This is a genomic window from Brasilonema bromeliae SPC951, assembly GCF_012912135.1.
Taxonomy (GTDB): Bacteria; Cyanobacteriota; Cyanobacteriia; order Cyanobacteriales; family Nostocaceae; genus Brasilonema; species Brasilonema bromeliae.
In genome coordinates this window covers 9,363-21,692 of record NZ_QMEB01000057.1, presented here as the reverse complement: position 1 = coordinate 21,692, position 12,330 = coordinate 9,363, and the positions used below count along the sequence as shown (strand labels likewise).

The 12,330-nt window shown below is 43.0% G+C and carries 13 protein-coding genes and 1 pseudogene; 10 read left to right on the top strand and 4 right to left on the bottom strand.

Annotation, left to right across the window (positions count from 1 at the left end; genetic code table 11):
• A partial coding sequence (locus DP116_RS29165; protein ID WP_246275561.1) for a CHAT domain-containing protein occupies window positions 1–1,984 on the top strand: 1,984 nt, incomplete at its 5' end.
• 326 nt (window positions 1,985–2,310) lie between these two features.
• Window positions 2,311–3,285: a trypsin-like serine peptidase gene (locus DP116_RS09845; protein ID WP_246275560.1), complete on the top strand. Its 975-nt coding sequence runs from the start codon at window positions 2,311–2,313 to the stop codon at window positions 3,283–3,285.
• A gap of 200 nt (window positions 3,286–3,485) precedes the next feature.
• On the opposite strand, the pseudogene DP116_RS09840 reads toward DP116_RS09845, so the two are convergent.
• Both DP116_RS09840 and DP116_RS09835 read right to left on the bottom strand, forming a co-directional pair.
• Window positions 3,486–3,650 (bottom strand): annotated as a pseudogene (locus DP116_RS09840) (type II toxin-antitoxin system HicA family toxin); the annotation flags it as partial.
• Between the two features lie 95 nt (window positions 3,651–3,745).
• A complete protein-coding gene (locus DP116_RS09835; RefSeq protein WP_169155015.1) occupies window positions 3,746–4,822 on the bottom strand; it encodes an RNA-guided endonuclease InsQ/TnpB family protein in 1,077 nt (358 codons plus the stop codon).
• A 59-nt stretch (window positions 4,823–4,881) separates the two neighbouring features.
• Here DP116_RS09835 and DP116_RS09830 point away from each other — a divergent pair, with 59 nt between their 5' ends.
• On the top strand, window positions 4,882–5,070 hold the full coding sequence (locus tag DP116_RS09830) for a hypothetical protein (RefSeq protein ID WP_169155014.1): 189 nt from the start codon (window positions 4,882–4,884) through the stop codon (window positions 5,068–5,070).
• Between the two features lie 66 nt (window positions 5,071–5,136).
• On the opposite strand, the gene DP116_RS09825 is transcribed toward DP116_RS09830, so the two are convergent.
• Window positions 5,137–5,397, bottom strand: a complete 261-nt coding sequence (locus DP116_RS09825) for a ribbon-helix-helix domain-containing protein (protein ID WP_169155013.1) — start codon at window positions 5,395–5,397, stop codon at window positions 5,137–5,139.
• Window positions 5,398–5,563: 166 nt separating this feature from the next.
• Between DP116_RS09825 and DP116_RS30715 the strand changes: the two genes are divergently transcribed.
• The 4 genes from DP116_RS30715 (at window position 5,564) to DP116_RS09810 (ending at window position 7,715) form a co-directional block, all read left to right on the top strand.
• The gene (locus DP116_RS30715) at window positions 5,564–5,941 is read left to right on the top strand and encodes a hypothetical protein (protein ID WP_422614216.1); all 378 of its coding nucleotides are present in this window, start codon (window positions 5,564–5,566) and stop codon (window positions 5,939–5,941) included.
• Window positions 5,942–6,047: 106 nt separating this feature from the next.
• Window positions 6,048–6,173, top strand: a complete 126-nt coding sequence (locus tag DP116_RS29940; protein ID WP_281357391.1) for a hypothetical protein — start codon at window positions 6,048–6,050, stop codon at window positions 6,171–6,173.
• Window positions 6,174–6,207: 34 nt separating this feature from the next.
• Window positions 6,208–6,792 (top strand): Uma2 family endonuclease, encoded by a 585-nt coding sequence (locus tag DP116_RS09815; protein ID WP_169155012.1) that lies wholly within the window; start codon window positions 6,208–6,210, stop codon window positions 6,790–6,792.
• 182 nt (window positions 6,793–6,974) lie between these two features.
• A complete protein-coding gene (locus DP116_RS09810; protein WP_169155011.1) occupies window positions 6,975–7,715 on the top strand; it encodes a DUF429 domain-containing protein in 741 nt (246 codons plus the stop codon).
• Between the two features lie 21 nt (window positions 7,716–7,736).
• Here DP116_RS09810 and glgP read toward each other — a convergent pair whose 3' ends face one another.
• Window positions 7,737–10,313: an alpha-glucan family phosphorylase gene (glgP, locus tag DP116_RS09805; RefSeq protein WP_169155010.1), complete on the bottom strand. Its 2,577-nt coding sequence runs from the start codon at window positions 10,311–10,313 to the stop codon at window positions 7,737–7,739.
• A gap of 237 nt (window positions 10,314–10,550) precedes the next feature.
• On the opposite strand from glgP, the gene DP116_RS29935 reads away from it, so the two are divergent.
• The 3 genes from DP116_RS29935 to DP116_RS09795 all read left to right on the top strand — a co-directional run.
• Complete coding sequence (locus DP116_RS29935) at window positions 10,551–10,679, top strand: hypothetical protein (protein ID WP_281357390.1); 129 nt, start codon at window positions 10,551–10,553, stop codon at window positions 10,677–10,679.
• Window positions 10,676–10,768: a hypothetical protein gene (locus DP116_RS30265; RefSeq protein WP_211173191.1), complete on the top strand. Its 93-nt coding sequence runs from the start codon at window positions 10,676–10,678 to the stop codon at window positions 10,766–10,768. Before DP116_RS29935 ends, DP116_RS30265 begins: the two co-directional genes overlap by 4 nt.
• Before the next feature lie 220 nt (window positions 10,769–10,988).
• On the top strand, window positions 10,989–12,330 hold a 1,342-nt coding region (locus DP116_RS09795; protein ID WP_246275559.1), incomplete at its 3' end, for a serine/threonine-protein kinase.

Here is a 12,330-nt window from a genome sequence, read left to right as displayed (position 1 = left end):
TTTAGGAGAAAAACAAAAAGCACTTGAATACCTAAACCAAGCACTTCCACTAAACCGTGCGGTGGGTGACAGGCGTGGAGAAGCTACAACACTCAAAAATATCGGGCTAGTTTACTCCGATTTAGGAGAAAAACAAAAAGCACTTGAATACCTAAACCAAGCACTTCCACTAAACCGTGCAGTGGGCAACAGGGGTGGAGAAGCTAATACCCTTTTTAACCTAGCTTCCCTAGAACGCAACCGAGGCAACTTAGAACAATCCCTCAAACAAATCTCATCTGCTATTGAAATCATCGAAGATTTACGCACGAAAGTTGTCAACCAAGACTTACGAACTTCCTACTTTGCCTCAGTGCAATATTATTATAAATTCTACATCGACCTGCTAATGCAGTTGCATAAAAAGAACCCATCAAAAGGGTATGATGCTCTTGCACTGCACATCAGCGAACGTTCCCGCGCCCGTGGTTTGATAGAACTTTTAAACTCAGCTGGTGCAGAAATCCGCAAAGGAGTTGATCCAAAACTCTTGGCAGAAGAAAGCCGTTTACGGCTGCTACTTGATGCTAGAGAAAAACAGTTATCAGGGCTACTGAATCAAAAATCACCACCCGCCCAACTGATAGCGACTACCGAAAAAGAAATTAAAAATTTCTTAAACCAACAGAAAGAAATTGAAGAAAAAATCCGTGCTATTAACCCAGAACGTGCAGAATTAACTAATCCAAAAAACTTGCTGAAGTTGCCAGGAATCCAACAACAACTGGATAAAGATACGCTGTTGTTGCAGTATTCCTTGGGTAAAGAACACAGCTATCTTTGGGCAGTAACTCCTGATTCTTTTCAAAGCTACGAACTTCCCAAACAAGAAGAGATAAAAAAAGCAGCAGATACTTTATACACACTTTTACACGGTTGGTCAATTGACGGAGCAAGCGCACAAGACAAAGCCAAAGCGCTTGCGCAGACTGCCAAAGCTGCTAACGAACTCAGTCAACTTATTCTTGCACCTGTGGCTAATAAGCTGGGACAAAAACGCTTAGTCGTTGTTACTGATGGGATTTTATATAAAATTCCCTTTGCAGTGCTGGCTGATCTTACACCGCAGCCCTCTTCTGTAAAAGGAAACGGGAAGCAAGAAACACTCCCCTCCCCTAGCAGCAGGGCAGAGGTCAATTATCAACCCTTGATTGTCAATCATGAAATAATCAATCTGCCTTCAGTATCCAGCCTTGCGACTCATCGGCAGAAACTCAAAGGGCGGAAAATAGCTCCCAAAACTTTAGCCATCCTTGCCGATCCAATATTCAGTGCGGATGACACGACTAATAAACCCCAGGATAGTTCTTCATCTATGGAACTCAACCTAGAACGGTCTGCCCTTAGACGGGCTTGTAGTGGAAAGTTTTCCAAACTGCAACATTCTAAAGAAGAGGCTGAAAACATTATGGCACTAGTCTCATCACCGGAACGCCTCTGGGCTTTTGGTTTTGATGCGAATTACAAATTTGCAACGAGTCCACAGTTGAGCCAATACCGCCTACTCCATTTCTCTACTCACGGTTGCTTTGATGAGCAAAACCCAGAATTATCTGGAATAGTGCTGTCTACGGTAGATAAACAAGGTAAATCCCAAAGATCCTTTCTGCGGCTAAACGACATCTTCAACCTCGATTACCCAGCAGAGTTAATTGTACTAAGTGCGTGTGAAACCGGACTCGGTCAGCAAGTCGAGGGCGAAGGGTTGATGGGGTTGACACGGGGGCTAATGTATGCAGGTGGAGCGCGTGTAGCAGTTTCATTGTGGAGCGTTAACGACAAGAGTACATCACTACTGATGCAGGAATTTTACAAACAAATGTTGCAGCAACGGAAATCTCCTACTGCTGCGCTTAGAGCTACACAAATACATATGTGGAAACAAAAAGATTTACAAAATCCCTATTATTGGGCGGCTTTCACTTTGCAGGGTGAGTGGCACTGATGGGGAGCATCCCAAATGTGTAAGTTATACCAAATCCAGGTGATGAATTGTCATTGCGAGCGCAACGTAGTGAGACCAGCGCTGCAGGAGGGTTTCCCTCCGTAGGCGACTGGCGAACCCGGAGGGTGGAGCGAAGCAATCCCACATCTTGCGATTGCTTCACTACGCTGTCGCTTCGTATGTCCTTCGGACACGCTACGCTAACGCAATGACAAACATGTTCTTGCAAAATTGGGATGCTCCTAGATGATATGCATTTTCCCTTCTTTTCTAGTTCAAATTGAGAAACGAGTTCAACAATTTTAAGCAATTAAGGAGTATTTATCATGGCTACAAAACCTTTCTACAACCAACCTTGTGCGCGTATTTTTGCAGGTCTTCTGGCAGCAGTGACAATGGCTAGTTGGGCATCAGTGAACGCCCAAGTTAACCGAGTTGATACCAAATCGCCAACAGCAGCGCCGCCAAAATTCATCAAAGCGACTGATGCAGGTCAATTCAAAATACAAGGTACTGGTAAGCCATTTCAACCATCAGGACTCGCACGTTCAGAAAAACCCATTGATGACACTCGCGCAATAATTGGTCCGGACGATCGCATCCCCATGATTAGCCGTAAATACCCGTGGTCAACAATAGGTCGTATTGTTGGCGAAAGTACCGATGGTAATGCTTATACTTGCACTGGAACCCTAATTGCTGAAAATATTGTCCTCACCAATTCTCATTGTGTTATCAATCCAGAAACGCATCAATTGAGCAAGAGAGTCGCGTTTATGCCCAACGTTATCAACCGTGAGCTACAAGATGATAATGATACTGCTTTAGCAGAAAAAATTCTTTACGGTACAGATTTCACTAATGATGCAGTCACTAACCAGACAAACGACTGGGCATTAATACAACTGAACAAGCCTATCGGTCAAAAATACGGTTACTTGGGTTGGAAATCCCTGCCTTCGTCCACTTTAATCAAGAACCAGAAAAAATTTATCTTTGTTGGGTATTCCGGCGACTTTCCTAACCCCAAAAAACGCGGCTATGATTTCCTCAGCGCTGGTCCTGGCTGGACTGCGAGTGTTCAACATGGATGCAGCATTCTCCGGGATGAACAAAATATATTATTTCACGACTGCGACACAACAGGTGGTTCTTCAGGTGGACCAATCATTGCTGTGATTAACGGTCAGCCTTATATTGTTGCATTAAATAATGCCGAGATTAAACGTCGTGATGGCACCGGAGTGGTGAATCTGGGGGTGAAGATTGATGTTTTGGATCGGCTATCTCGTGGAAACTAGATAAACAGTATGGATATGTGAAGCGAAAAGGAGTGTGATGGTGGGGAGCGATCTGCCGTTCGCGTAGCGTGCGCTTTGCGCTTAGGCAGTAGCGCTTCGCTATCGCTGCGGGAAAGCAGACGCTGCTAGCGTATCGCACTTCTTTTGGCTGTTAATGCAGTAGTGCGATAGTGCAAAGCGTCTACTGGGGGCGATCGCCGTCATGAGTCCACTTCAAAAAGGGCGCGAGGAAGTCCTGACTGGCGAATAATAGAGCGCAAAGTGCCAGTACGTAGCTCATCGTGAGCAGGGACAGGAACAGTTATTGTTGAGTCTTCTGTTTGCAATTGCATAATTATATGACTACCACGCTGGCGTACTTGTACAAAGCCATGCTGCTGCTATATAAATCCTAGACAAGTCTAGACATTTACTTCTTACTTCAAAGGGAGCATGGGAGCGGCTATCCCTCAGTAAGCTTTCACGCTTTAGCCAAACGTGATAGATTGATTGCTGCGTTTAAATCCCTGTCCATCGAATGTCCGCAGCTTTTGCAGTTGTAAGTTCTTTCTTTTAGTGGCATATCTTGGATATGCTCACAATTGGAACAGGTTTTACTTGATGGAAACCAACGGTCAGCAATGATTATTTCACAACCAAACTTTTTCGCCTTGTATTCCAACTGGCGTTTAAACTCATGAAACCCACAATCAGCTATGACTTGAGCTAATTTATGGTTAGATAGCATCCCAGAAACGTTCAAATCTTCTACTACTATTTTTGCGTGGTTCTTGCATAAGAAAGTAGTGATTTGGTGAAGAGTGTTCTTTCTGAGATTGGCTACCTTAGCATGATGCTTAGCCAGTTGTATTTTAGCTTTGTACCGATTATTAGAACCTTTCGTCTTTATCGAAAACTTTCTAGATAATCGGCGAAGTTTTTCTAAATGGGTTTTGTAGTGCTTCGGATTAGGAAACACTACGCCCGTTGAGAGTGTAGCTAATTCCTTGACACCTATATCAACTCCTACAACATCATGCTGCTTAACAGTTGGCTCGTGTTCTTGTTCATAAGCAAAAGCAATAAACCAACTGTCCGCAACTCGCGATATTGTGATTGATTTGCAAGTGGTATGAGGCAGACCTTCATAGGTTCTTACCCAGCCGATAGTAGGTAGTTTTATTGATTTACCACCAACGGGGATGGGCTTGCCGCTAGCATCAATAGTGAAAGAGTCATGATGACCTTTTTTCTTGAATTTAGGATAATCACCTTTCTTGGAGAAAAACCGAGAGAATGCATCACCTAAATTATCAAAAGCGTATTGAGTAATCTTTTGACAAATACCTTTCTCTTTAATCCATTCAAATTCAGGTTTGACATGGTTATTAAAGAATTTCTTTAGGATAAACTTGTTAGGCTTTAATCCATCTTTAACAAAACTATTCCAAGTAGCAAGCCCCCAGTTGAACGTAAAACGCGCAATACCTGCGTGTTTGCTCATAACTGTTTTTTGGACTTCGTTCAGTTTTAACTTGGTCTTGATGGATAAAAGCATTGTTCGACCCTCAATACTTGTGCTATATGTGAATAGAATAACATATACAAGGTATTTGTATGCCATTCCAGAAAAATAATAAACTTGGTGCAAAATCTTTTAATGAAGAACCTTTTGATAAGTCACCACTGTGCTTTGCTGTAAGGAAAGGTGTTAAAGAAAAGCTAAAAGCCGTCCCCAACTGGCAAGAACGGCTAAGAAAGCTTGTTGATGAACTAATAGAAGAAAATGGGGATGATTGTCAATAAATGACGACGATTGTCTAGGTTATTTGCTACTTAGAACAAGCTCTTATAGATCAATAGTATTTTGGTTCATCCCTCCTCCTTAGCCTTCTTTGCTTTGGAGGTTTTTGGTTTTTCTGGTTTTTCTGGGAATTCGCCGCGTTCTTTAGTCTCCTTGATACCAATTTCAATTAAAAAAGCTGCGAGGTTGGCTGTTGGTCTGCCTTGTGCATCTGCCAATACCTCTAAATCTTCAAATACTGAGTCTGGAAGAGTTACAGTAAATCGTTTGCTCACGTCGCTATCTCCATCATCGCTTTCGCATCCTATAGTACGCCTTAAGATTCGCATAGAGAGCAAAGTCATCTTTTAAGATACTAAAAAGATTGCGATATAGTGCGTTATGAGTTATGATACATATATTGCTGCAAGATACAGCAAAAAGCGATCGCTTCCAGGGCCAATTGGACAAGCGATCGCTTTATAAACCCCCATATTGAATGGAGATACATAAATCATGACACAAGTACAAGCGATCGGGTATGACGAGCAAGTAATTACTCAATTGGAGTTGGAACAATACGTGCAAGGGGAAGCAAACGCGGTGGTACCCAAATATGGTGCAAATTATTCTTTACAATCGATAACTCAAAGCTTTTTGTCCAGTGCTGACAACGCAAATGCACCCATCCCCAATCAAACTAACTCTCAAGCATCCTCAAAAAGAGAACCCATCAAACATACACTGGTTGGTTCTCCTAAAGCCGTAAAGAGCACAATTCGCGTTCTGCACCAACTCAAATACGCCTCTATTGGTGATTGGAGTCCCCTTGTGCCAACTGGCAACACAGGTGAGGTTATGAGCATTTTGATACGCTCGATTTTGGTGCAATAGTCCAATACGCTTGGTGATCAGACCAAAACTGTTATCAAGACGTCAATATAGAGACGTTGCATGCAACGTCTCTACAGAAGCATCTCAAGTTACAATTGAGCAAACGATGCAGTTTGCTGGTTGCTGGGAGGATATGTCAGATAAAATGTTTGCTGATTTTAACGAAGAAGTCATCACACGTCGCCAGCAAGCATTTTTAGTGAGAAGAAGTCATGAAAGCAGCATTATTTAACTTGTCATTTCACTTGTCATGGTAGTACTTAATTATGAGCGCGTTAATTTTACAGTTACCTCCATCGCTAAAATTAACTGATGAAGAATTTGAACAACTTGTCGCTGTTAATCAAGAATTACGTTTAGAATTGGATGCTCAAGGGGAATTAATTATAATGTCACCAACGGGAGGAGAAACGGGGAATCGCAATTTTGAATTTTATATTGATTTAGGCATTTGGAACCGTAAAAATAATCTCGGAAAAGCTTTTGATTCTTCGACAGGTTTTAAACTCCCAAATGGTGCAACTCGTTCTCCTGATGCATCTTGGATAACTATAGAGCGTTGGGAAAGATTAACACCACAACAAAGAAAGAAGTTCCTTCCTTTGTGTCCTGATTTTGCGGTGGAGTTGGTTTCGGAAAGTGACGATATAGAAGATACTCAAGCTAAAATGCGGGAATATATAGAGAATGGTTTGCGTCTTGGTTGGTTGATTCATCCTCAAGAGAAACGAGTGGAAATTTATCGTCCTCATGTTGCGGTGGAAGTTCTCAATTCTCCTAAAAGTTTATCGGGTGAGGATGTGTTACCTGGTTTTGTGTTAGATTTGGAACGGATTTTTGGGTGTTGCTGAAATCTTGATATGAATTTCAAAATTTCCATTGATGTAGAACTTTCGGATGCAACGTCTCTACATAAATTTGCCGAAAATTGAACATCGTGCACTATCAAATTCATTACCAAATTCAGCAACGCCGAAAATTTTATTAGAACTCATCATCAGGATATGATTGAAATTGTCTCATTAATTCAACAATGAAATTTCTCGGAATTGACTTAGGCTGGAAATCCCAACCCAGCGGCTTATGCTACTTAGAATTCATAGACGGAAAACTGCAAATACAAGATATAGACCGCAAAGAATCTATTGCAGACATCCTAACCTGGATTGATATTTGCGTTACACCAGAGGAACCCGCCATTATCGGTGTAGACGCACCCACCCTCATTCCTAACGCTACTGGAAGTCGCCTACCCGACAAATTAACCCACAAACACTTTGGCAAATATCACGCTGGATGCTATCCAGCAAATCTGGGCCTACCTTTTGCAGAAAGGACAGTAAAATTTGGCTTAGAATTAGAAGCCCGTGGTTTTGCCCACGCACCAACAATAGAACCACAAAAACCAGGCAGATATCAAATAGAAGTCTTTCCCCATCCAGCCATAGTTCATTTATTTGGCTTAGAACGAATTCTTAAATATAAAAAAGGACGTTTGAGCGATCGCCGCCTCGAACTCATCAAACTCTACAATTACATCACAGAAATCTTACCCTCTCTCCATCCCCCTCTGTGTTCTCTGCGCCTCTCTTGTTCATTTCTTCCCGAAATTCCCACCACAGGCGCAGCCCTCAAACAAGTCGAAGACAAACTCGATAGCCTCATCTGTGCTTATGTCGCTGCATACTGGTGGTATTGGGGGGAGCAACGTAACCTAGTGCTTGGCGAACGCACCACAGGTTACATTGTCATCCCCTCAAAAAGTCAAAAGTAAAAATAATGACTTTTCACTTCTTTACTCTGCCCAAACAATCACCCTTGGCTCATAAGGACTGGAGAGGTATTTGTGGTTTGGCAACACTCGTAAAGACAAGCCTTGTAAACCAGATATGTTATACACTATTTCAGCAGTGTAAATACTTAAACCATCCTTATCTTCTCCTTGGTAATTCATGACCACAGGCACACCGTTGACAATTTGACCATCAGCATCAATGGCACCTTGATACAGTTCCACCTGTACATCCTTGTTCGTCAAAGTTGCCAAGTCAACTTTAGCTGTGACGTTAACAATTTGGTCAACCTCAATATCTGCTCCTGAGGATACTTCAACATCTTTGATTTTGATGTCGTACCAGTGTGCAGTGAGATTGTCTTTCCAAGCAGCTAACTCTTTAGCTGGGGCGTATTTATCAGCAGTGAGAGTGTGGTAGCGATCGCTTGCTGGGAAGTAAGCCCGTTCTGCGTATTCTCGCACCATCCGTGCCGTATTAAAAAACGGACAATTTAACTGGATTGCGTCTTTCATTTTATCAACCCAGCGGCGAGGCAAACCATCGACATCCCGGTCGTAGAACAGAGGGACAACTTCCTTTTCCACCAAATCGTAAAAAGCATTTGCCTCTATTTCATCTTGGTAACTGGGATCGTCATACATTTCCCCATGTCCAATCGCCCAACCAGTACGAACATAATCAGCTTCATCCCACCAACCATCAAGTACGCTTAAATTCGGCAAACCATTCATAGCTGCCTTCATCCCACTCGTACCAGAAGCTTCGCGTGGACGGCGTGGTGTGTTTAACCATATATCGCAACCAGCGACCATCAACCGAGCGATATAAATATCGTAGTTGGGAACAAACACAATCTGCTTTTCCAAGCCCTGTTCGTCGATGAAGTGATTGATATCACGGATAAGTTCCTTACCAGGAATATCCTTGGGGTGTGCTTTACCAGAGATCACAAACTGCACTTTACGGTCTTTGTTGCCCAACAAAATCCGCTTGATTCGCTCAACATCGCGCATCCACAGAGTAGCACGTTTGTAGGTTGCAAAGCGACGAGCAAAGCCAATAGTTAGAACTTTGGGATCAAGAACTTCTTGTGCAGAGGCAATTTCTGAGGGAGAAGCCCCACGGTCTCGCAAATGCTTCACCAGACGCTCCCGGACATACATAATCATATCCAAGCGGCAGCGCTCGTGATTACGCCACAACTCCTCATCGGGGATCGCGTCCATCCGTTCCCACAAAGGGTTATCAGGCGGTGCTGATGACCAGCTTGGTCCTAGGTAGCGATCATACAACTCCTGTGTAGATTTAGCAACACAACTGCGAGCATGAACGCCGTTTGTAATTGCTTTAATCGGCACTTCCTCTGTGGGCACATTTAGCCACAAATTCTTAAACATTTGCCGTGACACCACACCATGCAGTTGTGCCACACCGTTAGAGAATGTCGCCATTTTCAGTGCCAGAACCGCCATACTAAAAGGCGCAGACAAATCTCCAGTATTTTCGCGTCCCAAAGCTAAAAATTGGTCTTTATTTAACCCAAAGACATCAGCGTAATATCCCAGGTAGTACAACATTTTGTCTGGGGGGAACAAGTCAATTCCCGCTGGTACTGGTGTGTGAGTTGTAAAGATATTACTGGAAGCCACCACCTGTTTAGCTTCGGGATAATTCAGCCCCTCTTCCTGAAGAAGAATGCGGATACGTTCTAGGGCAGAAAATGCCGCGTGACCTTCATTCATATGATACGCGGTGATGTTATACCCAAGGGCTTTTAGCATTCGCACACCACCGATACCCAGCATAATTTCTTGGTGGATACGCATATCGATATCGCCACCGTAAAGCTGGTCTGTGATGTTGTGGTCGTAAGAATTATTGGGTTCAATGTTAGTGTCGAGCATATACAGGGGAACTGATCCCACCTGTACACGCCAAACTCTAGCATAGACAGTACGCCCTGGATAATCGACTCCAATCCGCAATTCTGAGCCATCAGGATTGCGTTCCAGGTGCAAAGGCATATTATAAAAGTCGTTGATTGGGTAACGTTCTTGCTGCCAACCATCAGCATTCAGATATTGAGCAAAATAGCCTTGCTGGTAGAGTAAGCCCACACCAACCAAAGGTAGCCCTAAATCGCTAGCAGATTTGAGGTGATCCCCAGCAAGAACTCCCAAGCCTCCAGAATAGACTGGCAAACAATCTACCAGCCCAAACTCCGCCGAGAAATAGGCGTAATATTCTTGTCCTTTCTCGTCTGAGGCATGACCAATTCTTTGTTTTTCATACCAGGTACGCTCTTGCAAATAATCCTCTAACTGGCGCGCGGCTCGATCCATCTGTGCCAGGAAGCCTTCATCTTCCACGACTTCCAACAGACGCGCTTGGCTAATAGTACCGAGCATTAAAACCGGGTTGTGACGGCTAGACTCCCATAAATCAGGGTCTAAGCGTCGGAATAAGTCTTTCGTCTCAACGTTCCAATCCCAGTGCAGGTTATATGCCAGCTTCCGCAGTGGCTCAAGTCGCTGCGGTAGTGAAGGGGAAACATTAAAAGTGCGAATCGGCTGCATAGGTTAGCGAAACTATAGCTTTGGCTATAGTTATTGTTGACTGTATTTTTGTTATCCAACCAATTCTTTATACTATGTTTGTAAAGTTACGATGACATTGTTAAGCTTTGAAAAGCATTCTCAGTTTTCTGACGAAAGCAAAGACTACGGGTGTTTTACATACTTGGTATGAGCTTTTGCCATCTTTTTCTTCTTATAAAACTTTATAAATGAGCTTCCTGCTTGGGCTCCGCTACGATGACTGACAAGGATCTTTCCAAAGTGGCGATCGCCTGTAAGCGCCCTATTGCCCATAGCTCTTTTGACGTCCGCCTGTTGCGGGAGGAACAGGTATTGCTGGGATTGTACATCATCTACCAGCAATGAATGCATTAACGACTCCTAATGTCAAGTATTACCGTTGCATACATCCCCATAATTGGAGTGGTGCGTTCCGCTGTTGGGCTAAAGCGTAAGCGTCTGGTGCAGGAGATACGCGTCTCATTCGCCGTAGCTACGGAACGGAACACACCGGAGCGCTCATGTCCGACACTCAAGTCGTTAAACCACGAGAAGCCTCACGCAGTCCCGCAAGGGCGTATGTCACTTTTTTTCCTCTTTTCCCAAAATGCATAATCTTGAAATTCTAACCCTATGAAATCCAAAATGCTACTCATAATTAAATAAGAACTTAAAATGACTACAGAAATAAACCCAGGAACTTTAATCAATAACCGTTATCTGATTAAGAAAATTCTTGGACAAGGAGGGTTTGGACGAACTTACTTAGCATTGGATACTCAGCGCTTTGGAGAAGCTTGTGTTCTCAAAGAGTTTTTACCTGCAACCACGAAACCAGAAATTATTCGTAAATCAAGAGAGTTATTTGAGCGGGAAGCTAAAGTTTTATACCAAATTCAGCATCCTCAAATTCCTAAATTTCTGGCTTGGTTGACGGAGAACGAACGGCTGTTTATTGTCCTAGAATATATTGATGGCAAAAATTACTCAGAAATTTTATCGGAACGTCTTTCTAATAAAGGTAGACCATTTTCCGAAACTGAAGTCAGAGCATGGCTACTAGATATGCTACCAGTTTTGGAATATATCCACGATCGCAAGATTATTCACCGGGATATTTCACTGGAAAATGTTATGCTTCGCCATAACGAATCTAAACCCATGCTGATTGATTTTGGCGTGGTTAAGGAGAAATTGACCGAGATATTATCAGCCCAATCTCCGAATTACCAATACTCAGTTCACAGTTCAGTAGTGGGCAAAATTGGCTACTCTGCACCAGAACAGCTGCGTGTAGGACATTGCTACCCCTCAAGTGATATTTACTCACTTGCTGTTTCTGCGGTTATTCTTTTGACTGCGAAAATGCCACATGTGTTGATGGATGGTTCTCTAAACTGGCAATGGCGCTCTTATGTCAATATCAGTGACTCTTTTGCTCGCATACTAGAAAAAATGTTAGCAGAAGTACCCACAGAGCGATACCAGTCAGCAAAAGAAGTTTTCATTGAACTTAATGATAATAACTCATCATTGTCACTGGGTGGGGTTTCGAGTCCGTTACCGAAAACACCGCAAATTCAAACTAACACTACACATGGGCAAGAAAAGCAAAACAGCGAAACAAATACTCAATCGCATACACAAACACCAGTCTCTCTCAACCCAGAATTTTTAGAATTTGTCGGGCGAGAATTAACTAGTTTTGTTGGTCCAATCGCCAGTGTTTTGATGAAAAATACTTTGGAACAAAGCCCACAGATAGCCCAAAAGGAATTCACCGAAGCGCTAGCTAGGGAAATTTTTGATGCAAAAAAGGCACAAGAGTTTAGAAATCGCCTCCAACTTGTTGTTGAACCTAACTTAGCAAAACTTGCAAATCCTAGCAGTTCATACCAAGCCCTTGGAAACTATCCTGCAATTAGCGATCCGGAGTTTTTAGATCGTTGTCGGCGAGAACTCATTAGTTTTGTTGGTCCTTTTTCTAGCGTCATTCTCATCAAAGATGCTTTAAACC

Coding starts and splice junctions, on each gene's coding strand:
- DP116_RS09845 (WP_246275560.1), top strand. CDS start 2,311: ATGGCTACAAAACCTTTCTACAACCAACCTTGTGCGCGTATTTTTGCA.
- DP116_RS09835 (WP_169155015.1), bottom strand. CDS start 4,822: ATGCTTTTATCCATCAAGACCAAGTTAAAACTGAACGAAGTCCAAAAA.
- DP116_RS09830 (WP_169155014.1), top strand. CDS start 4,882: ATGCCATTCCAGAAAAATAATAAACTTGGTGCAAAATCTTTTAATGAA.
- DP116_RS09825 (WP_169155013.1), bottom strand. CDS start 5,397: ATGCGAATCTTAAGGCGTACTATAGGATGCGAAAGCGATGATGGAGAT.
- DP116_RS30715 (WP_422614216.1), top strand. CDS start 5,564: ATGACACAAGTACAAGCGATCGGGTATGACGAGCAAGTAATTACTCAA.
- DP116_RS29940 (WP_281357391.1), top strand. CDS start 6,048: ATGCAGTTTGCTGGTTGCTGGGAGGATATGTCAGATAAAATGTTTGCT.
- DP116_RS09815 (WP_169155012.1), top strand. CDS start 6,208: ATGAGCGCGTTAATTTTACAGTTACCTCCATCGCTAAAATTAACTGAT.
- DP116_RS09810 (WP_169155011.1), top strand. CDS start 6,975: ATGAAATTTCTCGGAATTGACTTAGGCTGGAAATCCCAACCCAGCGGC.
- glgP (WP_169155010.1), bottom strand. CDS start 10,313: ATGCAGCCGATTCGCACTTTTAATGTTTCCCCTTCACTACCGCAGCGA.
- DP116_RS29935 (WP_281357390.1), top strand. CDS start 10,551: ATGACTGACAAGGATCTTTCCAAAGTGGCGATCGCCTGTAAGCGCCCT.
- DP116_RS30265 (WP_211173191.1), top strand. CDS start 10,676: ATGAATGCATTAACGACTCCTAATGTCAAGTATTACCGTTGCATACAT.